The sequence below is a fragment of the Qipengyuania psychrotolerans genome (assembly GCF_019711355.1).
Lineage (GTDB): Bacteria > Pseudomonadota > Alphaproteobacteria > Sphingomonadales > Sphingomonadaceae > Qipengyuania > Qipengyuania psychrotolerans.
Map to the genome: position 1 here is coordinate 2485011 of NZ_CP081297.1, position 23728 is coordinate 2508738.

General features: G+C 61.8%; 22 protein-coding genes. 13 read left to right on the forward strand and 9 right to left on the reverse strand.

Going from position 1 to position 23728, the window contains the following annotated elements; genetic code table 11:
• The first annotated feature begins 17 nt into the window (after positions 1 to 17).
• Genes lptC through K3166_RS12090 form a run of 3 tightly spaced genes read left to right on the forward strand, consistent with a single transcriptional unit; the run spans position 18 to position 2382 of the window.
• Complete coding sequence (gene lptC, locus K3166_RS12080) at positions 18 to 686, forward strand: LPS export ABC transporter periplasmic protein LptC (RefSeq protein ID WP_221422454.1); 669 nt, start codon at positions 18 to 20, stop codon at positions 684 to 686.
• Complete coding sequence (locus tag K3166_RS12085; RefSeq protein WP_221422455.1) at positions 686 to 1237, forward strand: LptA/OstA family protein; 552 nt, start codon at positions 686 to 688, stop codon at positions 1235 to 1237. The genes lptC and K3166_RS12085 overlap by 1 nt, the downstream gene beginning before the upstream one ends.
• Complete coding sequence (locus tag K3166_RS12090) at positions 1237 to 2382, forward strand: nucleotidyltransferase domain-containing protein (protein WP_221422456.1); 1146 nt, start codon at positions 1237 to 1239, stop codon at positions 2380 to 2382. Before K3166_RS12085 ends, K3166_RS12090 begins: the two co-directional genes overlap by 1 nt.
• Here the strand turns inward: K3166_RS12090 and holA are convergent.
• Genes holA through K3166_RS12110 form a run of 4 tightly spaced genes read right to left on the reverse strand, consistent with a single transcriptional unit; the run spans position 2379 to position 6918 of the window.
• A complete protein-coding gene (gene holA, locus K3166_RS12095) occupies positions 2379 to 3416 on the reverse strand; it encodes a DNA polymerase III subunit delta (RefSeq protein WP_221422457.1) in 1038 nt (345 codons plus the stop codon). The genes K3166_RS12090 and holA overlap by 4 nt on opposite strands.
• Positions 3413 to 3910 (reverse strand): LPS assembly lipoprotein LptE, encoded by a 498-nt coding sequence (lptE, locus tag K3166_RS12100; RefSeq protein WP_221422458.1) that lies wholly within the window; start codon positions 3908 to 3910, stop codon positions 3413 to 3415. The genes holA and lptE overlap by 4 nt, the downstream gene beginning before the upstream one ends.
• The gene (leuS, locus tag K3166_RS12105) at positions 3910 to 6423 is read right to left on the reverse strand and encodes a leucine--tRNA ligase (protein WP_221422459.1); all 2514 of its coding nucleotides are present in this window, start codon (positions 6421 to 6423) and stop codon (positions 3910 to 3912) included. The genes lptE and leuS overlap by 1 nt, the downstream gene beginning before the upstream one ends.
• 45 nt (positions 6424 to 6468) lie before the next feature.
• A complete protein-coding gene (locus K3166_RS12110; protein WP_221422460.1) occupies positions 6469 to 6918 on the reverse strand; it encodes a DUF3576 domain-containing protein in 450 nt (149 codons plus the stop codon).
• Between the two features lie 319 nt (positions 6919 to 7237).
• Between K3166_RS12110 and K3166_RS12115 the strand changes: the two genes are divergently transcribed.
• Entirely contained in the window at positions 7238 to 7993 is a 756-nt protein-coding gene (locus K3166_RS12115; protein ID WP_221422461.1) for a hypothetical protein, read from the forward strand.
• Positions 7994 to 8124: 131 nt separating this feature from the next.
• A complete protein-coding gene (phbB, locus tag K3166_RS12120; protein ID WP_221422462.1) occupies positions 8125 to 8850 on the forward strand; it encodes an acetoacetyl-CoA reductase in 726 nt (241 codons plus the stop codon).
• A gap of 16 nt (positions 8851 to 8866) precedes the next feature.
• Here phbB and K3166_RS12125 read toward each other — a convergent pair whose 3' ends face one another.
• The gene (locus K3166_RS12125) at positions 8867 to 9640 is read right to left on the reverse strand and encodes a helix-turn-helix domain-containing protein (protein ID WP_221422463.1); all 774 of its coding nucleotides are present in this window, start codon (positions 9638 to 9640) and stop codon (positions 8867 to 8869) included.
• Between the two features lie 86 nt (positions 9641 to 9726).
• Here K3166_RS12125 and K3166_RS12130 point away from each other — a divergent pair, with 86 nt between their 5' ends.
• Complete coding sequence (locus K3166_RS12130; RefSeq protein ID WP_221422464.1) at positions 9727 to 10020, forward strand: ribbon-helix-helix domain-containing protein; 294 nt, start codon at positions 9727 to 9729, stop codon at positions 10018 to 10020.
• Here the strand turns inward: K3166_RS12130 and K3166_RS12135 are convergent, their stop codons facing one another.
• The 3 genes from K3166_RS12135 to murA form a co-directional block, all read right to left on the reverse strand.
• Entirely contained in the window at positions 10021 to 10248 is a 228-nt protein-coding gene (locus K3166_RS12135; protein WP_221422465.1) for a hypothetical protein, read from the reverse strand.
• 63 nt (positions 10249 to 10311) lie between these two features.
• Positions 10312 to 11337: a hypothetical protein gene (locus K3166_RS12140; RefSeq protein ID WP_221422466.1), complete on the reverse strand. Its 1026-nt coding sequence runs from the start codon at positions 11335 to 11337 to the stop codon at positions 10312 to 10314.
• A 161-nt stretch (positions 11338 to 11498) separates the two neighbouring features.
• Complete coding sequence (gene murA / locus K3166_RS12145; RefSeq protein ID WP_221422467.1) at positions 11499 to 12782, reverse strand: UDP-N-acetylglucosamine 1-carboxyvinyltransferase; 1284 nt, start codon at positions 12780 to 12782, stop codon at positions 11499 to 11501.
• 125 nt (positions 12783 to 12907) lie between these two features.
• On the opposite strand from murA, the gene galU reads away from it, so the two are divergent.
• Positions 12908 to 13786: a UTP--glucose-1-phosphate uridylyltransferase GalU gene (gene galU, locus K3166_RS12150; protein WP_221422468.1), complete on the forward strand. Its 879-nt coding sequence runs from the start codon at positions 12908 to 12910 to the stop codon at positions 13784 to 13786.
• Between the two features lie 79 nt (positions 13787 to 13865).
• Here galU and K3166_RS12155 read toward each other — a convergent pair whose 3' ends face one another.
• Complete coding sequence (locus K3166_RS12155; protein ID WP_221422469.1) at positions 13866 to 15554, reverse strand: M28 family metallopeptidase; 1689 nt, start codon at positions 15552 to 15554, stop codon at positions 13866 to 13868.
• Positions 15555 to 15658: 104 nt separating this feature from the next.
• Between K3166_RS12155 and glnE the strand changes: the two genes are divergently transcribed.
• The 6 genes from glnE (at position 15659) to K3166_RS12185 (ending at position 23452) form a co-directional block, all read left to right on the forward strand.
• Positions 15659 to 18343: a bifunctional [glutamate--ammonia ligase]-adenylyl-L-tyrosine phosphorylase/[glutamate--ammonia-ligase] adenylyltransferase gene (gene glnE / locus K3166_RS12160; protein WP_221424104.1), complete on the forward strand. Its 2685-nt coding sequence runs from the start codon at positions 15659 to 15661 to the stop codon at positions 18341 to 18343.
• Positions 18340 to 18810, forward strand: a complete 471-nt coding sequence (locus K3166_RS12165) for a peroxiredoxin (protein ID WP_221422470.1) — start codon at positions 18340 to 18342, stop codon at positions 18808 to 18810. Before glnE ends, K3166_RS12165 begins: the two co-directional genes overlap by 4 nt.
• Entirely contained in the window at positions 18807 to 19607 is an 801-nt protein-coding gene (locus K3166_RS12170) for a ferritin-like domain-containing protein (RefSeq protein WP_221422471.1), read from the forward strand. Before K3166_RS12165 ends, K3166_RS12170 begins: the two co-directional genes overlap by 4 nt.
• Positions 19608 to 19797: 190 nt before the next feature.
• Positions 19798 to 20436 (forward strand): M23 family metallopeptidase, encoded by a 639-nt coding sequence (locus K3166_RS12175; protein WP_247714645.1) that lies wholly within the window; start codon positions 19798 to 19800, stop codon positions 20434 to 20436.
• A 155-nt stretch (positions 20437 to 20591) separates the two neighbouring features.
• Positions 20592 to 22139 carry an acyl-CoA synthetase gene (locus K3166_RS12180; protein WP_221422473.1) on the forward strand — a complete coding sequence of 516 codons (1548 nt, stop codon included), beginning with the start codon at positions 20592 to 20594 and terminating at the stop codon, positions 22137 to 22139.
• The gene (locus tag K3166_RS12185; protein WP_221424105.1) at positions 22139 to 23452 is read left to right on the forward strand and encodes a cytochrome P450; all 1314 of its coding nucleotides are present in this window, start codon (positions 22139 to 22141) and stop codon (positions 23450 to 23452) included. The genes K3166_RS12180 and K3166_RS12185 overlap by 1 nt, the downstream gene beginning before the upstream one ends.
• The last annotated feature ends 276 nt before the right edge of the window (positions 23453 to 23728 follow it).

Consider the following 23728-nt stretch of genomic DNA (forward strand, 5'->3'; position numbering starts at 1 on the left):
ACGCGCAAGAGACACGCATGAACCGGCGCAACCGCAGGATAGAAACGCAGGAAGCGCAGCAACTCCGCTCGCGCCGCCAGCATTTCGCGCAGCCCGGCGGCAGTCACGACAAGCTGGTTGGCTTTCTTGCAAAGGCGTTGCCGATGGGGGTCGGTGTCCTGGCGGCGTTGATGGTTATCACACCGCTGTCGCCGCGCGGCGAAATCAGTTTCCTGCTCGACCGCAATGAAGTGGCCGTCATCCAGGAACGCCTGCGCGTGGACAATGCCCTGTACCGAGGCACGGACGCCGAAGGGCGCCCGTTCTCGCTGACTGCCGATGAGGCCGTCCAGCGTTCAAGCGCGGAAGGCATCGTGCGAATGGACGATCTGGTCGCGCGATTGCTGATGGCGGACGGCCCGGCGCGGATCAGCGCACAAGGCGGCCAGTACGATATCGATGCCGAGCGGATCGACGTGACCGGCACCATGCAAATGGAAGCGGCCGACGGTTACTGGATGCGCGCCAGCGGCGTTTCGGTCCAGCTCAACGACAAGACCGTGACCGGCGCGGACGGCGTCGAAGGCGCTACGCCCGCCGGCACATTCCGCGCCAACCGTCTCGACGCCGACCTTTCGGCACGAACTGTAACCCTCTCGGGCAATGCGCGCTTGCGCATGGAGCCTGGAAAGCTGAGAATGCCCTGATGAAGCAGCACCTGCCCGCCATGACTAAATCGCTTGTCGCCGGATTTGCGCTGACCTGCGCTGCACTGGGCGGAATGCAATTGAATGCCCAGGCAATCGCCAGCCACAATTCGAATGCGCCCGTGTCCTTCGACGCGGGCCGGATCGAATTGCAGGACCGGCAGGACCGCGTGGTCCTGTCCGGCAATGTAAAGATCACGCAGGCCGGGTTGACGCTCAACGCTGCGCGGACCGTGGTTGACTATAGCGATGCGGGCACTCTGCAAATCCAGCGGATTATCGCCACCGGCGGCGTCACCGTTTCACGCGGCAGCGAACGCGCCAGCGGCGACACGGCGATCTACGATTTCAATCGCCGTATCATCACGATGGCTGGCAACGTCCGCCTCGATCGCGGAAACGACAGGCTCAACGGTGGGCGCCTTGTGATCGATCTCGCCAGCGGGGTCTCCAGCGTGGATGGCCAAGCTAGCGGTTCGTCATCGGTCACCGGCCAGACGCAGGAATCCGGCGGCCGTGTCACAGGTACTTTCTCCGTCCCGCAGGACTGATGCGAGAACGGCTGCTCGCGCTTTCAGGCTTTCGCGCGGACGGCCTTGGTCCGCTCTCGCCGGATGAATGGTATCGGCTGGACAAGCTGGCCGATGGCCACAGGCTCAGACCGCATCTTCATGGCCGCCTTTCCCGAGGCGAGCTTGCCGCCGACGTGCCGCAGCAAATCGCCGATAAGTGGCGCGAGGCCCACCGCGACAATGCAATTGCTGCCCTGTTGCAGCGCCGCGCGCTGGTGCAGGCCAATGCACTCTTGCGCCAGCATTCTATAGAATTGGTCGCCCTCAAGGGATCTGCATTGGCGTGGAGTATCTGGCCGGCACCTGCGGAGCGGGTGATGCGCGATATCGATATCCTCGTGCCGCTGGACAGCGCCGCCACGGCATATGAATTGCTGCGCGAGGCTGGATGGCAAGCTCCGGCCATGACGCGCCAAGCGCTTGCCGCGATGGCGCGGGACGAGACTCACCTGCCGCCGCTCTATTCCCCGGAAGGGGTCATGTGCGAGCTCCATCCTCACGCCTGGTCGAGCGCGCCTCTCGCCGGTATTTCCATGCCGCATTGCGACGATGCCGGCATCTTGCGCCGGTCAAGGAAGGATGAGGAACTGGGGATACGGGTTCCTGCGCCTGAAGACATGCTGGCCCATCTGGTCGTTCACTGCGCATCCTCCCACCTGTTCAACGTCGGCCCGCTGGCGCTGGCGGATATCGATTACCTGGTCGCCGCCGAAGCAATCGACTGGCGGGCTTTCTGGCAAAGAGCATGCGAACATCAATTCGATCGGCCTGCTGGACTTGTCCTGACCTTGGTGGACAAGTGGCGCCGCCCTGGCCTGATCGAGGCGAGCGGCCTGCCAATCGAGGTGGGTAGCGCGGTCCTGGCGCAGGCGGAGCAATTGCTGGTGCAAAACCCCGCGGCGAGAAAGGACATTAACGCCCTTGCCGGCCTCGCGCTGGGGGATACGGCAAACCGGTTGCACCAACATCCGCTAGATGCGGCGGAGGCCCCTCAAGGCAAGGCAGCGCGGCTGAAATCGCTTGCCGGAAGAGGCGTGTCGCTGGCGGGCAGCATGCTGAACAGGCAAACCCGCCAAGACGCCGCAGCCACCGCAAGTGTCGCAAGCTGGATGAGCGGCGGCTAGCGCCGGGCGGCGAGCCGGGCGAGATTGGTCAGGCCTTGCGAGAGCAGCAGCTCTGCCGCCTGGCTGTTCGACAGCAGTTCCCGGTGGAGCTTGACCAGGCCGTTGGTCAGCCGGTCGAGCTTGGGGCCGCGCCAGCGATTGACCTGCTCGGCGATGTCGCGCTCTTCTTTCCAGAAGATGCCGAGCCGCGCTTTCTGGCCCTTGTCCAGATCCTGGTAACGGCGATTGCCCAGCGCGGCAGAAATTCGCGCCAACTGGGCCGCGCGGCGCTCGATCGCCAGCAGTGTGCCGACCGGATTGAGGCCGATCTGCTTCATGCGAGCGATTTCGCCGCTGACTTTGTTTGTCTGGCCACCAAGCACTGCGTTCACGAGGCTTGCGAACCCGTCTTCCTCGCTTGCCGCACCGACGGCATCGAGATGGTCCATCGAGCCGGGCTTGGGCGATTGAGGGTTGGCATCGAGGTAGGTGGCCAGCTTGGTCACCTCGCTCTGCGCTAACCGGACATCGAGATTGGCCCCTCTCGCGATGCGTTCTGCCACTGCGCCGTCGAGCCGCACTCCTGCCGCATCACCCATCGCACGCACCGCCTGCGTGACCGAACGCAGGTCCGGCGGATAGAACATCGCAACGACCGCATCCTTGCGCTTTTCCAGCAGCTTTGCGGTGCGCGACTTGTCGGTAGCAGAGGTGGCGATGATGATGACCGGACAGGCTTCGCCCGCGCCCATATCGCCGGTCTTGATCAGCGCTTCGAGTGCGGCATGGGCTTCATCGCCCGTTACCCTCGACCAGATGTGCCGCTTGTCCCCGAAGAGCGATGACGAGCGCGCCTCGTCGCCGAGCTTTGCCGGATCTGAACGCAAATCGGGGCCGGGAATTTCCACTCGCTCGCCCGGTTCGGGAAGCATGGCGACAAGTTCGCCCGCGGCCGCGCTGGCCCCGGCTTCGTCCTGCCCGCAGAAGAAGTAAATTGAGCAGTCACGCACAATTCCCGGAGCCTTCGCGGCGAATTCTGCGCCCTTTAGCTTCACTGCTCGCGCAGCGTCAGCGCCACGCGGGTGACGATCCTGTCTGCAATCTCGCGCGAGAGGTTCTCGAGCGCAGTCTGTTCGGCCGCGATGGTCGCATATTCGCTGGAAACGACATCGATACCGGCATCCGCGCCCTCGGTCGCATCAAGCAGAATATCGCCGGTACTCGCATCGACGAGCTGGTAGCGCGCGCGCAGGGTCCTGCGTTCGCGGCTCACGGTATCGTCGGCCAGAATGCCGAGCGCCTCGAGATTATCGTCCAGGCGCACATCAAGCCGGTAGCGGGGCGAGACGTCGCCCGCAGCGCCGAGCCGGTCGTTGAGCTCGGTACGCACAAGCCAGCCAGCGCGCCCTGCGATCGGCGGTACATCGACCGCTGCCAGACCTTGCGCGACAGCGCCACTGCCGCCGCCCGCATACATCGGCGACAGCCCGCATGCCGCCAGTCCGACAGAGGCCGCCACAAGGGTCAGAGATGAGATGATCGTGCGCATCACGTGACGATATTCACCAATCTGTCCGGCACGACAATAACCTTGCGAATTTCTGCCCCGTCGATGCTCCGCTGAACCTTCTCGGATGCCAGGGCCATCGCTTCGAGGTCTTCTTTTGCGGCACCCTTGGGCGCTGTCAGTGTGTCGCGCAGCTTGCCCTTGTGCTGGACCGCGATCGTCACCTCGTCTTCGACCAGCAGCGCAGGATCGACCTGGGGCCAAGCGGCGTCGGCGACCAATCCTCCCTGACCGAGAGAAGCCCAGGCCTCTTCTGCCAGGTGCGGCATCATCGGCGCGACAAGCTGTATCAATGTGCGGATTGCGGCGGACCGGCTTGCGGAAGACGAAGCCTTCTCGATAGCGCCGGTCAATTCGTAGATGCGCGCGACCGACTTGTTGAAGCCGAGCGCCTCTATGTCTTCGGCGACGGCAGCGACGGTCTGGTGGGTCTTGCGATCGAGTTGCTTGTCTTCGCCCTGTGCACTGCCGTCATGGGAGGCGAACAATCGCCACAAGCGGTGCACGAAGCGCGAGCATCCTTCGATGCCTGCTTCCGACCACGGCAGATCGCGTTCGGGCGGGCTGTCGGAGAGCATGAACCAGCGCACCGCGTCGGCACCATACGTGTCGATAATGGTGTCGGGGTCGACGACGTTTTTCTTCGACTTCGACATTTTGATGATGCGGCCGATTTCGACTTCACCGCCATCGCTGGTCAGGAGCGCGCGTTCTGCTTCACGGCTGATTTCATCGGGTGCAAAGTAAACCGTCTTGCCGCCTTCGGAGCGGCTGTATGTCTCGTGCGTCACCATGCCTTGCGTGAACAGCGAAGCAAAGGGCTCCTTCACATCCAGCATCCCGATATGCGCCAGCGCGCGGGTCCAGAAGCGGGCGTAAAGAAGGTGCAGGATCGCGTGTTCGATGCCGCCGATATACTGTTCTACCGGCAGCCACTTGGCGACCTCTTCGCGGTCAAACGGCTTGTCAGCCGGCTGGCTGGCAAAGCGCAGGAAATACCACGAACTGTTGGTAAACGTGTCGAGCGTGTCGGTTTCCCGTTCGGCCTTGCCGCCGCATTTCGGGCAATCGACATGCTTCCACGTCGCGTGGCGGACAAGCGGGTTGCCCGGTGTTTGGAAATCGACATCCTCGGGCAGCGTGATTGGCAGACTGTCCTTGGGAGCGGGAACGACCCCGCAGGCATCGCAATGGATGAAGGGGATCGGCGTGCCCCAGTACCGCTGGCGCGAAACTCCCCAGTCGCGCAGGCGCCAAACGGTCTTGCCTTGGCCGCGGCCCTGTTCCTCGATCCGCTTGATGATCGCGCGTTTGGCGTCCTCGACCTCCATCCCGTCGAGAAAATCAGAGTTCACCAGAACACCCTCGCCCGCTTCGGCCTCGCCATCGAATGGCTTTGCCGCTTCTTCGAGGCTCGGCGCGACGACGCGCGGGATCGGCAGGCCGTATTTGGTCGCGAATTCAAAGTCGCGCTGGTCGTGGCCGGGAACCGCCATGATCGCGCCGGTGCCGTAATCCATCAGCACGAAATTCGCGATGTATACCGGCAGGTCTGCGCCTGAGAATGGATGCTTGGCCGTGATGCCGGTGTCGAAACCGAGCTTCTCGGCGGTTTCGAGTTCGGCAGCGGTCGTCCCGCCCTTCTTGCACAGCGCGATGAACTCGCGCGCGGCGTCGCTGTCGACGCCTTGCGCAACCGGATGGTCAGCCGCCACGGCAACGAAACTCGCGCCGAAGATGGTGTCGGGACGCGTGGTATAAACGGGCAGCTTTTCGCCATTCGACAGATCGAAGCTGAATTCCAGACCCTTGGACTTGCCGATCCAGTTTTCCTGCATCAGCCGGACCTTCTCAGGCCAGCCATCAAGCGTACCCAGTCCGTCGAGCAAGTCTTCGGCAAAGTCGGTGATCTTGAGGAACCACTGGTTGAGCTTGCGCTTCTCGACCTCGGCGCCCGAGCGCCAGCCCTTGCCGTCGATTACCTGTTCATTAGCGAGCACGGTCATGTCGACCGGGTCCCAATTGACCTGGCTCTCCTTGCGGTAAACGAGGCCTGCCTCGTAAAGGTCGATAAACAGCGCCTGTTCGTGACCGTAATATTCCGGCTCGCAGGTGGCCAGCTCGCGGCTCCAGTCGAGCGCGAAACCAAGCCGCTTCAGCTGCGCCTTCATGTGTTCGATGTTGTCGCGCGTCCAGCCGCCGGGATGGACGCCCTTTTCCATCGCCGCATTTTCGGCAGGCATACCGAAAGCATCCCAGCCCATGGGGTGCAGCACTTCGTGGCCGGTCGCTTTCTTGTAGCGCGCCAGCACGTCGCCCATCGTGTAATTGCGCACGTGGCCGATGTGGATGCGCCCGCTGGGATAGGGGAACATCTCGAGCACGTAGCTCTTGGGCTTGTCGGAATTGCTGTCCGCGCGGAATGTCTGTGCATCATCCCACGCTACTTGCCAGCGCGGGTCGGCGGACGATGGATCAAAACGGGTATCGGTCATGCCCGAAGCCATTAGGCAATTCGGGCCCAAATGGAACCCGCTAGATTAGTTCGCGATTGCTTCGCGGCGCAGTTCGCGGGCCTTGGTCAGGATGATGTCTTCCAGCTTCTGGACCGTGGCAGCCTGGACAGGCGCATCGACCCAGTTGCCCGCCTGGTTGACCTGGCGGCTGGCGGCGACGCGCAGCGCGTCGGCGCGCAGGTCGCGGTCGAGGATGGTGACGGTCATTTTCACACGCTCGCCCGGATTGCTGGGATTTGCGTACCAGTCAGTCACGATCACGCCGCCTGCACTGTCTGCCTGAAGCAGCGGAGCAAAGCTGACGGCTTCAAGCGAAGCGCGCCACAGATAGGAGTTCACACCGATCGTCGAAACCTGCGCGGCGGCGAGGTCGGCACGCGGGCGATCCGCCTTGGCGCAGGCGCCCAAAGCCAGAGTGGCAGCCACGAGGCCGACGATGGCGGCGGGGCGGCGAATACTGCGCGTGAAAGTCATGAACGGTCCTTGGGTCAAAATGTGTTGTGCGGCTCTATAAAGACTGCGCGCCTGTGAGCAAGCGCTGGCTTGGCCGCATAGACGCCCGAAAGCCGTGAACGACCGCTGAATTGCGGGGGCGTTTGTGGGGGTATTGCAACACTTTGCTGCGTTCAGCTTCACCGCTTGTGGAAAAGCTAGCCACATGAGGGATGGAGTCGTAGTCTTCCTAGTCCGTACCGAGTCGTTTGAAGCGATTCTCATGTTCGGGAACGGTTAAGCGGGGGCCTGCTTTAATATAGCTTGACCCTCGTACACGAGAGAGAGGTAGCATTTTACCATGGCCGCACGGCGCAACAGTTCAGGTACAGGTCGGCTCGCTCCGATCGTGCTTGCGGCTGCCTGCCTTGCCGTGGCCATTCCCGGTGCCGGGATGGCGGTCGTGTCGAGTGCTGCTGAAAAGCCTTCCGTAAGCATGGAATACCTGCCGTTCACTCCTGCAGGTGTCGATCCCGCACTGGCGGCCCGCGTGGCCGAGGTGATGGGCAAGGATGCCCTGCGTTTCACTCCGGCCAACAAACCGCGCCCGTCCGGTGAACGCACAGTCAATTTCGCTGTCCGCGTGGACAAGGATGTCGCAGCGTCGATTTCCGGCCGCACGGTGCGCGACACGATGGCGGCAAAGAGCGCGATCGAAACCGAACTGATGATCACGCCGACGCGCTATAATCTCGGGGTTGCCCGCGGTTATCAGAGCTTCGCGCAGCCCGCTCGTTCGGCGGCAGCGGTGCCTTCGGGCATCCGCGATATCGCCATGCCGGACCTGTCGACCTACCGCGCCGACGATGGCCGTGAACCCAGCCGGTTCCAGTCGCGTATCGCGCTGGAGCGGCAGGGCCGCGCAGGTTCTTCGCCGGGTACGATCGAGGCCGCTGGCTCCCAGCAGCTCGACCTTGGCGGCTCCTACAGCCTCAGCCGTAACCTTGATGTGACTGCCGGTGTTCGCCTGTCGCAGGAACGTGACCGCCTGGCTCCGCTAACCAGCGGCGTCGACGATGACCAAGCCGTCTACGTGGGCACGCAGATCCGCTTCTGATCCGGTACTTTCCGGCTAATTCCCAACGAATACGATTTTCCTTTCACGCAGATGGCTCGATTGCCTTTGCGCCACAGCATTCGCATGCTTAGAGATATGCTGAACGCTACGGAATGCTTGGGAGAATCGATATGGGACGGGTAGCCATCGTAACCGGGGGGACGCGCGGCATCGGGCGCGCAATTGGCGAAAGACTGCGCGACGAACGCGCTTGCACTGTTATCGCCAACTATGCGGGCAATGATGAGGCGGCACGCAAGTTCACCGAAGAAACCGGCATCCCGACGGTGAAATTCGACGTGGGCGATTACGATGCGGTCCAATCTGCCTGCAAGCAGATCGAGGATGAGCACGGCGCGATCGATATCGTGGTCAACAATGCCGGGATCACCCGCGACGGCACGCTCCTCAAGATGAGCTACGAAGATTGGGAAGCGGTCATGCGAACCAATCTCGGCGGCTGCTTCAACACCGCCAAGGCCGCTTTTCCCGGCATGAAAGAGCGCGGCTGGGGCCGGATCGTGAACATCGGCTCGATCAACGGCCAGGCGGGCCAGTATGGCCAGGTCAATTACGCGGCCGCAAAAAGCGGGATCCACGGCTTCACCAAGGCACTTGCGCAGGAAGGCGCGCGCTTCGGGATTACGGTCAACGCAATCGCGCCCGGATATATCGATACCGACATGGTTGCCGCCGTCCCCGAACCGGTGCTTGAAAAGATCGTCGCCAAGATACCCGTCGGCCGCCTTGGGCACGCCAGCGAAATCGCGCGCGGCGTCAGCTTCCTGTGCAGCGAGCATGCCGAATTCGTGACCGGCTCGACCATGAGCATCAACGGCGGCCAACACATGTACTGATCGGGCAGGAGTGCTGCTACTCGATCTCGTATTCCTTTACGATGAAACCAGCTCCGTCGTAGGCGAGAGTGACCTTTTCGTAAGTCCCTTGCAGGTGCTCGAAATCGGTGAGGAAGTGAACGATCCATTCGTCGAGGCCGTCCCGGTTGATGACGTCGATCCGATGAGTGTCGCGGCTTAGGGCCCGGCCGAATTGCTGCCGCCGTTCAATGAGCGCATTCCATGCAGCAAAGTTGCTGTCGTTGGGAATGGGAGACTTGGCAGTGAGTTCGAATTCTTCATCGTCTGCCACCTCCAGCATGACGAGGGCGGCGTGCTCGGCCGACTCCAGCTTTTCACGCATCGCCGGGCCTACGGGTTGCCTTGGGCTTTCTTTCGCAACAGTGGCCGGAGGGGCTACAGACGGGACATCTGTTGTCGGGGCCTGAAGGGCAAGCGATGCGGCAAGAATGAGGGACATTAGGACAACTCCAATCAGTATTGTTCGAGTTTGCCTCGGACGGTCATCGCCCGAAACTGCCCCAGCATCAGCGGATGCCTCTATCGACGCATCCCCCAAATGCTTGTGCCCCAGCATTTCGGCCATACCGCCCTCGCTCTCGTACAGCTTTCGAGCGGCTTCCTTGCTGCTGGTCACCTCCAGCTTGCGCCGCGCACCGCGCAAACGTTCGTTGATCGTATGGACCGACAGGCCAAGCTCACGCGCCATCGACTTTGCGTCGTGCCCGCGCAAAATCAGGCGAAGGGTTTCGCGTTCCTTGAGTGTGAGTGTATCAAGACCATTCGACATCACCGGATAGTTTAGGATGATGCCATGCCGGATCACACCCCAAAAAAATCGTATTGGTCTTCCCAAAGCCTTTATATCAGCGACTTATGAGCACCCCTTACCACCCTCCGAAAAAATACTCGGTCCGCATCGAAGGTCACCGCACGTCGGTCAGCCTCGAGCCGGTGTTCTGGGATTTGCTGCGCCATGCCGCAGCGCGGCGCGGATTGGCTGTGAATACTCTGGTAGCCAGTATCGATGCCGACCGCATTCGGAGCGAGACGCCGCCCGGCCTTGCCGGCGCGATACGCGTCTGGCTGGCCACCCATGAACTGGCGGCCAGACAAGAAAAGGGCGGCGAGATCGCTCCCACCGCCCTCAAAGATGATCTGACCGACTGATCAGTATTTCGCGGTCGCGTCGCTGGCCGGAAATGTTTCGTCGAGCGCTTCGTCAGTCGTGCTCATTGTGTCGCCCTTGGATGCAGTCGCTTCGGCACCGGCATTGCGGAATGAACCTTCCGGCTGCCCTTTTGCGAAAGCGACGCCATTCTGGTCGCGCTGGTTCTTTTCGTAATACTTGTACCCGGCATAACCGAGTGCACTGAGTGCTGCGAGCTTGAGGATCATGGTGTTACCTTTCAAATCTGTTTCTTATCCATCCAACGGACAAGAAACGCGAAAGGTCCTCAGCTAGTATTCGTCCAGTCGCACCGCGCGCACGTAATATCTACCGGGAGGCAATGACAGGGCGATATCTTCGCCCGGCTCGGCGAAGACCCGGTCCATGGGGACAGCGTCTTGCGGTCCGCCTTCAGAAAAAGCTTCGATCACCAGGGGTGCGGACACGGGCCGCAACGTAGCCGGAATTGGAACGAGCAGATCACCGCGCTGGGTTCGCCACGCGGCGCGGCCTTGCTCGAATGTATCAACCGGATGGTCCACGACGATATCGAATGCCCCCTCAATCCGCGAGCGCGTCTGGGCGAGGCGCGCGGCACCGGAAGCTTTGCGACATTGCGTCTGCGTGATTGTGAGTGGGTCGAGGCCGGTATAGTTCTTCAGCCGTGCGGCCATCCATTCGGTCTTCGTGCCATCATCCCGAGTAATCGCCGTTTCGCGAGCATGGGAATAGCCGACATGAACAAGCAGGCGTTCGTCGGAGCCCATCCCGTCCAAAACTGTCATGAGATTGCGCGCTTGGGCCTCTTCACGGTTTGCGATGGATAGATTCACATCTGCTTCTGGGGAAGCATTGGGATCATGCCACTGCTCGTGAGTTGCCAGGCGATAATCAAGGGTGAGCGCGTCCCTGACAAGCCGTCCGAATGCCGGTTCACGCGAATAATATCCAAGCTGATAATGCGGCCAGCCGTTTTCGAAATACTCGGCCTTGGGGGCCAAACTGTCCTTCGAACTGCTGAAGGCTTCCGCTGAGAGGACCGTGAAGCCGATCGCGCGCAGTCGGGGCAGGAGCATGCGGGCTAGCTCTCTCGTCCTGGTGACGATATGGCTTTCGTTGATGATGACGATTCGGTGGTCGGCGGCACGCTTCGCTATGTGGTCGGCGATCGCATCCAGACCCGCCGGAGATTCGGGGAGCGGCTCGCAAGCCTTCTCCCGGTACTCAGCTCCCCCCAGAGCTGCACCGCGATCTTCGCGTCCGAGCATCGACCAGCCTTGGGCACGCAAACCGGCAGTGCTGGCGTCGTCTGGCATGCCTTCTGGCACGCGGGGGCGTTGATAAATGAACTTTTGGCCCGTTTCCTCCGCGGCGATTGGCGGGCCCAGCACCGTCAATTGCACCGAGTCTTCAGTGATCGGAACGGTTTCGCAACTCGCCAGCAGCAAGGCTGGGAGAAGCCAAACCGCCCGGGCCATCAATCGTCGCCGACCCGTTCGATATCCGCGCCAACTAGTTGTAGCTTCTCTTCGAGGCGCTCGTAGCCGCGATCGAGGTGGTAAAGACGGCGCACGGTCGTCTCGCCCTTTGCCGCGAGGCCCGCGATCACGAGGCTCATCGAAGCGCGCAGATCGGTCGCCATGACTTCAGCGCCGGTCAGATCGACCGGCCCGCGCACGATTGCGGTGCGGCCAGCCGTTTCGATATTGGCGCCCATGCGAATCAGCTCAGGCACATGCATGAAGCGGTTTTCGAAGATCGTTTCCTTCAGCACGCTGGTGCCTTCGGCCTTGCAGAGCAGGCTCATCAGCTGCGCCTGCATGTCCGTGGCGAGGCCCGGGAAAGGTGCCGTCGTGAGGTTGTGCGCCTTGAGCGGGCCATTGGCCGCGATATGTACGCCTTCCTTCGATGTCTCGACTTCGACGCCGATGTTGCGGAGCGCATGCAGGGTAGAGCCCATGTCGCCCGCATCTGCGCCGCTCAGCATGACTTCGCCGCCGGTGATCGCCGCCGCGCAGGCATAGGACCCTGCTTCGATCCGGTCGGGCATGACACGGTAGGTAGCGCCATGGAGCTTCTTCACGCCGTGGATGGTGATTTCGGACGATCCGATATCCTCGATCTGTGCGCCCATGGCGACAAGCAGATTGCACAAATCGACGATCTCAGGCTCACGCGCGGCATTGCGCAGGATGCTGGTGCCGTTGCACAGCACTGCTGCCATGAGGGCATTTTCGGTCGCACCGACCGAGACCACGGGAAAGTCAAACTCGCCGCCGGGAAGACCGCCATCGGGTGCCATTGCACGGACATAGCCCTGCGCCATTTCAATGTGCGCGCCGAACGCTTCCAGGGCTTTCAAATGAAGATCGATCGGACGATTGCCGATGGCACAACCGCCGGGAAGGGAGACGGTCGCCTCGCCGGTGCGGGCCAGCAACGGGCCGAGCACCAGGATAGAGGCGCGCATCTTTCGCACCAAGTCATAAGGAGCGGTCGAACTGGTGATGCGCATCGCTTCGAGCGTTACGTTGCGGCCGAAATCTTCGGGCCGCTTGCCGGGAATGGTGTGGCTCACCCCGAACTGCGTCATCAAATGCTGGAAGCCGTCGATGTCGGCAAGCCGCGGCAGATTGCGCAGCGTGACCGCTTCTTCGGTTAAAAGCGCGCAGGGAATCAGCGTCAAAGCTGCGTTCTTTGCGCCTGAAATCGGAATGGTGCCGGATAGGCGATTGCCGCCGCGTACGATAAGTTTGTCCATGAGCCCCTGCTTTAACGTTCGCAGAAGCGCTGGCAAGCATCACGCGCCTGTCAGTACCCCCGCCGAATGCTGGCTCAACCGCCAATCGATTGACCTGTTCCGCAGGCAGACCTAATCCCGGCCCCATGACCCAGCATAAACCCATCAAAAAAGCAGTCTTTCCCGTCGCCGGCCTCGGCACGCGGTTTCTTCCCGCCACCAAGGCGATCCCGAAGGAATTACTGCCGATCGTGGACCGCCCCTTGATCCAATATGCCGTGGACGAAGCGCGCGAGGCGGGGATCGAGCAGATCATTTTCGTCACGGGGCGCGGCAAGACCGCGATTGTCGAGCATTTCGATGTCGCCTTCGAACTCGAAACCACGATGGCAGAGCGCGGCAAGGACATGAGCGTTCTGGACGCGACCCGCGCCACGCCGGGCGATATCATCACCGTCCGCCAGCAGGTGCCTCTCGGCCTTGGTCATGCCATCTGGTGCGCCCGCGCGATCGTCGGGGACGAGCCCTTTGCAATTCTGCTGCCCGACGAACTGATGGTGGGCGAGCCGGGCTGCATGAAGCAGATGGTCGAGGCCTATAACGAAGTCGGCGGAAACCTGATCTCGGTGCTCGAGGTGCCAGAGGAAGAGGTATCCAGCTACGGCGTCATCGCGCCGGGCGCGCAAATTTCCGATACGCTCACCGAAGTCACCGGATTGGTGGAAAAACCTCCGAGAGCAGAAGCGCCGTCGAACAAGATCATTTCGGGCCGCTATATCCTGCAGCCCGAAGTCATGCGGACGCTCGAGAATCAGGGCAAGGGTGCAGGCGGCGAGATCCAGCTCACCGATGCGATGGCGCGCATGATCGGCAACCAGCCATTCCATGCGGTCACCTTTGCGGGCAATCGCTATGACTGCGGCAGCAAGACCGGCTTCGTCGAAGCCACGCTGGCGCTGGCGCTGGCGCGCGAAGACATGGGCGCCGAAGTGCGCGCCATTGCCGAACGCCTTCTTGCCCGCTGAGGAAATAAACTAACCAGACAAGAAAAGGGCCGGTCCGCCGCAATGGCAGACCGGCCCGTTTTTTGCTCGAACCAAGCTGTCAGCAGCCGGTTTCGGCCGCCGTGCAAGTTTCGTCGCGCGTTGCCTTGAACTCGTCACCCTCGTTCCAGTTGGGCCAGCTGGTGCTCATGCCCAGCATCCGGCCGAGGCGGTAGAACAGCTGCAGGTCGGCCATGACGCCGGACCAGTCCCAGTTCGGATCGTATTCGTCCTTGGGCCCGTGGTAGCGATTTTCGCGGTAGTCGAGTGCAACTGCTGCGCCAGCTTCGGTGCCGCCATCCACCAGGTCTTCACCGCCATCGACATAGAGCATCGGCACACCGCGCTTGGCGAAGGCGAAATGATCGCTGCGATAGTAATAACCGGCTTCCGGGTTGGGATTGGGCGTCGACACCCGGCCATCCGCCGTCAGCGCAGCTTCAAGGAACTGGTCGAGCTGGGACTTGCCCGGACCAACCACGGTCACATCCTTGCTGGGTCCGGCAATCAGGAACGCATCCATGTTGATCCCGCCGACTGTCTGGTCGAGCGGGAAGACCGGATTTGCCGCGTAATAGTCCGCGCCCAGCAGGCCCGATTCCTCTGCCGTAACGGCCAGGAAAACCAGCGTGCGGCGGGCCGGACCGGCCTTGGCGTGTGCTTCGGCAAGGGCAACCAGCGCTGCGGTGCCCGTGGCATTGTCGACCGCGCCATTGCAGATATCATCGCCATCTGGCGCTGCGGTACAGCGGCCAAGATGGTCCCAGTGCGCGGTGTGAATGACATATTCGTCCGGCACTTCCGAGCCGGGCAAGATGCCGATGACGTTCTGCGATGCGAATTTGCGGATATCGTTGGAGAAACTGGTCGAAGCGGTCAGGCCGAGCGAAACAGGCGCGAAACCCTTTTTCTTGGCAGCCGCGAACAGCTTGGCCGGATCCTGACCGGCTGCTTCAAGGATGTTCTTGCCGACTTCGTTCTGCACCCAGCCGTTCATGATCGTCAGCGGCGGAGCATCTTCCCCGCGCTGGGCATAGGCTTGCGGGCCCGACCAGCTGCTTTCAACGACGTTCCAGCCGTAAGAAGCCGGTTCGGTATCGTGAATGATGATGGCCCCGGCTGCGCCCTGGCGTGCAGCTTCTTCATACTTGTAGGTCCAGCGGCCATAATAGGTCATCGCCTTGCCGCCGAACGGACCTTCGAGGCTCTCGGTACCAAAGTCGGGATCATTGACGAGGATGACGGCGGTCTTGCCGGCCATGTCCACGCCTTTGTAATCATTCCAGCCGCGCTCCGGCGCGTTGATGCCGTAACCGACGAAGACGAGTTCGCTATCCTCAAGGCTGGTCTTGGCATCTTCGCGGTAGGAAACGCCGACCCAGTCTCTGCCGTATTCCAGCGCCATGTCGGTGCCCTTGCCCGAGATGGTGAGCGGCGAATAATCCCTGCCGGTTATTTCGACCAGCGGCACTTCCTGCACCCAGGATCCGTTGTTGCCCGGCTCCAGGCCAGCAGCGGCAAATCGTTCGGTCAGCAGGGCAACAGTCTTTTCCTCGCCAATAGTGCCGGGCATGCGGCCCTCGAATTCATCCGAAGACAGCGCTTCGGTAATTTCCTTCATCGTGGTTTCGGAAATTTCGGTGGCGGCGATTTCGGGAATATCGAGGCCGGTGGTGGCCGGGTCCTCGCCGCCGGCAGTGCACGCAGCGAGCAGCAAGGCTCCTGCGGCGGTCAGGCTTGTACGGATCATTGTCTTGGCAACCTCTCTTGGGAATTCGTGACGCGCGCTTGTTGCAGCGCTTGCGCGGCAGGGCAAGCTTGCGCGCAGCTATCACCAAGGGCACACCGCTGCCGATGCCTGCCGACTGGACCGATGCGCTCGCAAGAGCACGCTCTCATGCACCCTATCTGGCGCGGGGGCTGGAACTATGGCCGGAACTGGCCGGATTGCTGGCAGAGGGATACGGCGATGCCGCGCTGAGCCGCGCCAAATCTGCCGGACAGGGCATCTCCGATACCGCCGTGGCCCTGCGGCGCGAGAAACGGGCGCTCGCCACAGTGCTGGCCATTGGCGATCTGGCCGGCGCATTCGACCTGGACAAGGTCATGCGCGAACTATCGCTATTTGCGGATCGCGCCATGCACCGGGCAATCGAAGCGGCAATTAGCCGCCGGGTCGAAGGGGCTGGCTGCGAAGGCATGATCGCCCTCGCGCTCGGCAAACACGGCGCAGGCGAACTTAATTATTCCTCCGATATCGACCCCATCCTGCTGTACGATCCGGATCGTCTGGCGCGCAGGGACCGCGACGAGCCGGGCGAAGCCGCACAGCGCTACGCCCGCGATATCGTGCGCTTGTTGTCCGAGGTCACGAGCGAGGGTTACGTGTTTCGCGTCGACCTCCGCCTGAGGCCCGCAGCGGAAGTCACGCCGCTCGCCATTCCGGTGCTGGCTGCGATCACGCATTATGAAAGCTCGGCGCTGGCATGGGAGCGCGCGGCCTACATCCGGGCGCGTGCCTGCGCAGGCGACATCGCGGCCGGCGAAGAATTCCTCGACCAGATCCGGCCGTTCGTCTGGCGCCGCAGCCTCGATTTCGGCGCAATCGACGCGGTTCGCCAGCTGACCCGGCGGATCCGCGAACAGCAGAGCGGACCGGCGGCACCGGCACCGGAGTACAACGTGAAACTGGGCCGCGGCGGAATTCGGGAAATCGAATTCTTCGCCCAGACCCACCAGCTCATCCATGGCGGACGCAATCCCGACCTGAGGCACAAGCACACCCGAGGGGCGCTCGACGCGCTGGCCAAGGCAGAACATATCCTTCCGGCCGATGCCGAGGCTCTGGGCGAATCCTATGATGGCCTGCGCCGCATAGAACACCGCCTGCAGATGGTGGCCGACCGCCAGACCCATACGCTGCCTTCCGGGGAGGCGCTCGATAATGCGGCGAAGCTGGACGGTTATGCAGACGGCGCAGTATGGCTGAAGCACATCACCGGCCTGACCGCTCCCGCGGCGCAGCGATATGACGCCCTCCTGGCGGAAGACGAGGTATCGGTGCCTTCCGACAGTCCGCACGTCGGGCCGGCCGAAGCCAGGGCGGCATTGTCGCCGGAACTTGAAGCCCGCGTGAAAGCATGGACCGACGGGCGCTTTGCTCCGCTGCGCAGCACCGCAGCCCTGTCCGCTTTCGAGGCCATACAGGAGCCGCTGCTGGATTCGCTCGCATCGGCGACCAAACCTGAAAGTGCAGTGGCGCGGTGGGAAACCTTGCTGTCCCGGCTGACAAGCGCGATCAACCTGTTCCGCTTGCTCGAAGCCAGGCCAGGGCTTTTCCAATTGCTCGCAGATGCGCTTACTCTCGCCCCGCCGCTGGCCAACGCAATCGCGATGAGGCCGGAACTGGTGGACGCCCTGATCGACCGCAGCGCGCTGGACCTGCCGGGAAGCCGCGAAGAACTTACTGCAGCCATGCAGCGCGGTGAGCGCGGCGATACTTACGAAGACAAGCTGGACCGCATCCGGATTGTGACCGGAGAGATTCGCTTTGCGCTGGGCGTTCAGTTGATCGAAACCGCGCATGATCCGCTGGAAATCGCCGCGGCCCTGTCGCGCACTGCGGAAGCGGCAATCGAGACAGCACAGCACGCTGCCGAAGAGGAGTTTGCCGCCCGGCACGGACGGATCGAAGGCAGCGAGCTCATAGTCCTGGGTTTGGGCCGGCTCGGCGGAGGATTGCTAACCCACGCCTCCGACCTCGACATCGTTTACGTCTTCACTGGCAGTCACGAGGGCGAGTCGGATGGAGCACGGCCCCTGGGAGCCACCCTTTATTTTAATCGCCTGGCCCAGCGTGTAAGCGCCGCACTATCCGTTCCGACGGCGGAGGGCGCACTATACGAAGTCGACACGCGCCTGCGGCCGCAAGGCGCACAGGGACCGCTTGCCGTCAGCCTGGACAGCTTCCTGCGCTATCAGGCGGAGGACGCTTGGACCTGGGAACACATGGCCCTGATCAGGGCAAGGGCGCTCACCGGAAACGATCAAGCGCGCGTCCAGATCGAGAGCGGGCTGCGCGAGGTCCTGTGCCGCACGCGCGACCGCCAGGCCCTGCAAACCGACGTCATGAAAATGCGCAGCGAGATGGCGGCATATAAACATCCTCGCGGCCCGCTTGACGTCAAATTGCTGCGCGGCGGATTGGTCGATCTGGAGTTCGTGGTGCATTACCTGCAATTGCGCGACGGCACGGCGCTGACGCCGCGGCTTGACCACGCGATTGCCCAATTGATTGATGAGGGATTGCTTCCTGAAGGCCTGGGCGAAGCGCATGACTTGATGACCCGCCTGCTGGTGGGTACGCGGCTCCTCGCACCCGACCTTGCGATTCCTGCCGGACCGCAAAAAGCAATTCTGGCGAGGCTGTGCCGGGCTGCGGATTTCAAGGCGCTGAAGGCCAGCCTGGGCGATGCGCGGAGCGAGGTCGCGGCATGCTGGCAGGATGTCTTTGGACAAACACTGGAGATGGACGAATGAGCAGTTTCGAACCGGGCGATGCTTTCCCCGATTTCACGATGGAAACGCCCGATGGCGGAACCGTGACCAAGGCCGATCTGGCAGGCTCGAAGGCGGTGATCTTCTTCTATCCCAAGGACAACACCCCGGGCTGCACCACCGAAGCCAAGGACTTCAGCGCGATGAAATCCGAATTCGAGAAAGCGGGCACCCGCCTGCTTGGCGTCAGCAAGGATTCGCCCAAGAAACACCAGAACTTCATCGCGAAGCATGATCTCAGCGTCGATCTAGCCACCGATGCGGAAGAAGGCGGCCTGTCCGACACGCTCGGCGTCTGGGGCGAAAAGATGAATTACGGGCGCACCTACATGGGGATGATCCGCTCGACCTTCCTGATCGGAGAGGACGGCAAAATCCTGCGCAAATGGCCCAAGGTGCGCGTGAAAGGCCATGTGGACGAGGTGCTGGAGGCAGCTCGCTCCGCATGACGTCACTCCGCCGATCCGTTTCCAGCGCCATCCACGACGTACTCTCGACCGGCGAGAAGTCCGCCAAGGTTTTCGCTGCGCGGCAGGTTGCGCGAGACTGGCGGCTGGGCCGGTTGGAATTCTCGTTCGGGACAGCGATGCCCGCGCGCCCTACCTGGCCCGCCGAACTGCAACTGGCCGCACCGCAGAATATGCCCCGGCGTGGGCGCGGCGGCTCCGAGAAGGGCCGGATCGCACTGTGGCACGCATTGGCGCATATCGAATTCGTCGCGATCGACCTGGCGCTCGACATGGCTGGCCGCTTCGGCGAGCAGATGGGCGAGGAATTCGTTTCGGACTTTTTGTCAGTCGCAGCCGACGAAGCGATGCATTTCGCACTTATCGAGCGCAAACTGGTGTCCATGGGTTCGTTTTACGGCGCTCTGCCTGCCCATGACGGACTGTGGGGCGCATCTCAGGACACCGCGCATGACGTCGCGGCCCGGCTGGCCATTGTGCCCATGGTTCTGGAAGCACGCGGGCTCGACGTCACACCTGCCATGCTGGAGCGTGTGCGCTCGCAAGGCGATCAAAATGGCGTTCGTATTCTGCAGCGAATCCTTGACGATGAAATTCGGCATGTCGCCTTTGGCGCCAAGCACTTTTGTAGGGTGTGCGAGAATCGCGGTCAGAACCCGCCAGAATCATGGCAGAAATTAGTGACAACGCATTTTTCGGGAGGTCTGAAGCCGCCATTTAACGACTCGGCGCGTTCGGCTGCCGGTCTATCGCGAGAGTTCTACGGCGCTATTGCTTGATTAAGATTTACACCGATAACCCAAACTCACGAGATGCCGGGGGGTTCCGGCGAGAATTAAAAACTTGATCGAGCGGGGAAGGGATTACCCACTCGGTCAGAAAGAAAAGGGCGCAAAAAGCGCCCGATGGACGGGTTTAGCAATGATTTCCAAGCGCAGCACAATTGCAGCTATGATGTTTGCCGCTGGCATGAGCATCGCAGCCGCACCAGCTCACGCGGAAACGAACACCGCAGCAGCAGCGGTCGGTGCCATCGACGTGTCGAAGGTAACCTCCGAAGGCGCAGGCGAAGCCGACGAACAGTTCACCGAACTGTTTGCTCGCTGGGAAAACCCGCAGGACAACACATTTTCGGCGATTGCCCCGCAAGTGGCCGTGCCTTCGCGCATGCCGCTTGAAGATGCGCGCCTGACCAGTGACTATGGCATGCGCACCCACCCGGTGCTGCGCCGCCGCATGGGTCACAAGGGCGTCGATCTTGCAGCCCCGACCGGCACGCCGATCTACGCCACCGCCGACGGTGTCGTCAGCAAGGCCGAACGTTTCTCAAGCTACGGCAAGTTCGTTTCGATCGAACACGGTGCTCGCATCCAGACGCGCTACGCACACATGTCGAGCATTGCGGTTCTGGACGGCGCGAAGGTCAAGAAGGGCCAGCTTATCGGCTATGTCGGTTCGACCGGCCGTTCGACCGGACCGCACCTTCACTATGAAGTCCGCATCGACGGCGAGGCCGTGAACCCGGTTCCGTACATGGTCGAATCGTCCGCTCAGCAGGCTTTCGCTCTTGCTGTCGGCGAAGGCGGCCAGGGTGGCGGTGAAGAATAAGATCGCAATCTGATCAGACAGGGCCTTAAGGGTCGCAAGTAGGCGCCGGATCAAACCGGCGCCTTTTTTCTTGCCCACTGGCCACAGGCAGGTAGGTTTCTTTGCGCAACCGGACGAGTCCAATCAATGGACCGCCAGCACTGAGAGAGGCCACTATGCACCCCATCACCCATGCCCAGTCACGCCCGGACCATCCCGCCATCATAATGGCCGGCAGCGGCAAGACGGTGACCTACGGCGAGATGGATGCCTATGCCAATCGCTTTGCCCACCTGCTGCGCGCCCGCGGATTGAAACGCGGCGATCATTTCGCGGTGCTGATGGAAAACAACGCTGAGTACCTCCAGATCGTATGGGGCGCGCAGCGCGCCGGGACGATGATGGTCCCGATCTCCACCCGCCTGACTGCACCCGAAATTTGCTACATCCTGAAGGATGCCAGTGCGAAGCTGCTGGTCACTTCGCATGCCTTCGACGATGTGCTGGCCGGTATTCGCGCGGATTGCGCCGACATTCCCTTGCTGTTGGTCGGCGGTGAGGGAGACGAAAGCCTCGAAAGCGCGCTCGCTGACCAGCCCGCCGGGCCGATCCCGGATCAAGCTCCCGGGCAGTACATGCTCTACTCCAGCGGCACGACGGGCCGGCCCAAGGGTATCCGCCCTGCTCCGCCCGAAAACGACGATGTTCTTGCGGTAACCCCGCTGGTCGGCCTTGCCGTGATGGGCGCAGGCTGGCCTGCTGACGGGTCGATGGTCTACCTCTCACCGGCGCCGTTGTATCATGCCGCACCGCTGGGCTGGTGCACCACGGCGCACCGTGTCGGCGCGACAATCGTGGTGATGGAAAAGTTCGATCCCGAAGCCGCGCTGGCCGCCATCGAAAAGTACGGCATTACCGACAGTCAGTGGGTGCCCACCCATTTTGTCCGCATGCTCAAGCTCGATCCATCGGTGCGCACGAAATACGATCTGTCGACCCATGCCCGCGCGATCCACGCAGCCGCGCCTTGCCCCGTTCCGGTGAAGCGCGAAATGATCGAATGGTGGGGGCCGATCATCATCGAATATTATGCCGGCAGCGAAGGCATCGGCATGACGCTGATCAAAAGCGAAGACTGGCTGACGCACCCGGGCAGTGTCGGCAAGGCGATCCATGGCACACTGCACGTTTGCGACGAAAGCGGCGAGGAAGTCCCGGCGCAGACCGATGGCCTGCTGTATTTCGAAAACGAGAATATCCCGACCTATCACAACGATCCGGAAAAAACCGCGGATGCCATGCACCCCAAGGGGTGGATGACGCTGGGCGACATTGGACATGTGGACGAAGACGGCTTCCTCTACCTCACCGACCGCAAGAGCCACATGATCATATCGGGCGGCGTGAATATCTATCCGCAAGAGATCGAAAACCTGCTGGTCACGCATTACAAGGTCATGGATGCGGCCGTGATCGGTGCGCCCTGCCCCGATTTCGGCGAGAAGGTCGTCGCCGTGGTCCAACCGATGGACATGGCCGAAGCCGGAGAGGCATTGGAAGCCGAACTGCGCGACTACCTCGAACCGCAGCTTGCCAAGATCAAGATGCCCAAGCTGTTTGATTTCCGGCCCGAACTGCCGCGCGAAGCCAATGGCAAACTATACAAGCGCGAACTGCGCGACGAATACGCCAGGCTGGCCGAGATAGAGACGGAGCAGGCATGATGGCCACGCAGGAGAAGCCCCGCCTCGATCCCGACACTGCCTATGAAGTGATCTCTCCCGCAAGTTACGCCGAATGGGGCACCTTGCTCGACACGTTCGACCGCCTGCGCGAGGAAAACCCCGTTGCTTTGGTCGAAGCGCCCGAGGGGCAACACCCTCCGTTCTGGCTGGTGACACGCTATGATGACGTGATGCGCATTTCGAAGGACAATGCGACCTTCCTCAACAACCCGCGCTCGGTCGTTTTTAGCCTGACCGAGGGCATCGAGTTTGCGAAGCAGTTCTCTGGCGGGAGCGAACATATGGTCGCCAGCCTGGTGACCTTCGATGCGCCGGTTCACATGAAGTACCGCAAGCTGACGCAGGACTGGTTCATGCCCAAGAACCTGCGCGGCCTCGAAGATGAAATCCGCGGAATTGCAAGCGACACGGTGGACCGTCTGCTCAGTGCAGCCCAAGGCGGCGAGACCGCTGACTTCTGCAAGCTCGTGTCGCAGCCCTACCCGCTCCACGTGGTGATGCAGATCCTTGGTGTGCCGGAAGAGGACGAGCCGCGCATGCTGATGCTTACCCAGCAGATGTTTGGCGGACAGGACGAAGAATTGAACCAGTCCGGAATGAAGGACATGACACCCGAACAGGTGACCATGATCGTCGCGGGAGCGGTGAAGGATTTCGAAGCCTATTTCGCCAAGATCACGGCGGAAAAGCGTGCCAATCCGACAGGCGATGTTGCCAGCACTATCGCCAACGCAGTCGTGGACGGCGAACCGCTGAACGACCGCGACATGATGGGCTATTACATCATCGTTGCCGCGGCAGGCCATGACACGACCAGCGCGAGCACTGCTGGCGCGATGCTCGCGCTCGCCAATGACCCGGAGCAGTGGTCAAGGGTGAAGGCCGACCGCTCGCTGTTACCCGGCATCGTTGAAGAAGCGATCCGCTGGACCAGTCCGGTCCAGCATTTCATGCGCACGGCCGCACACGACACCGAAGTTGGCGGTCAGCCGATAGCGGAAGGCGATTGGCTGATGATGAATTACGTCGCCGCCAACCACGATCCCGCGCAATTCGACGATCCGCGCCGCTTCGATGCAAGCCGCAGCCCGAACCGCCATCTCGCTTTCGGCGCCGGAGCGCACCAGTGCCTGGGCCTGCACCTTGCGCGGCTGGAAATGCGGATATTGTTCGAAACCCTGCTCGACCGGATCGAGAGCATCGAGCTTGCTGGAGAGCCGCGCCGCGCGAAATCGACATTCGTGGGCGGGTTGAAGACGCTGCCAGTCAAATTGACGCCAGCCGCGTCCTGACCGAGCGCGGGGAAAGCCATAGGGTGTCCATTTTGGTCCCTGCGGTACAGACTTGCCTTAACTGCACTCCAAGTCACGATAGCCGCTGACGTGCCGAATTAGACTAGGCCCCAAGAGACCGCGCAGCAAAGCTCACTACCGGCCAAGACGAAACAGCCGGGATTCAAGTCAAAGGCCCGTAGAAACGGGAAAAATCGTACAAGCGAAATCCGATTTCCCTCGCTTTTTCGGGACCTTTCTGCTAGGTGAATGACATGGATAAAACAGTAGCACGAT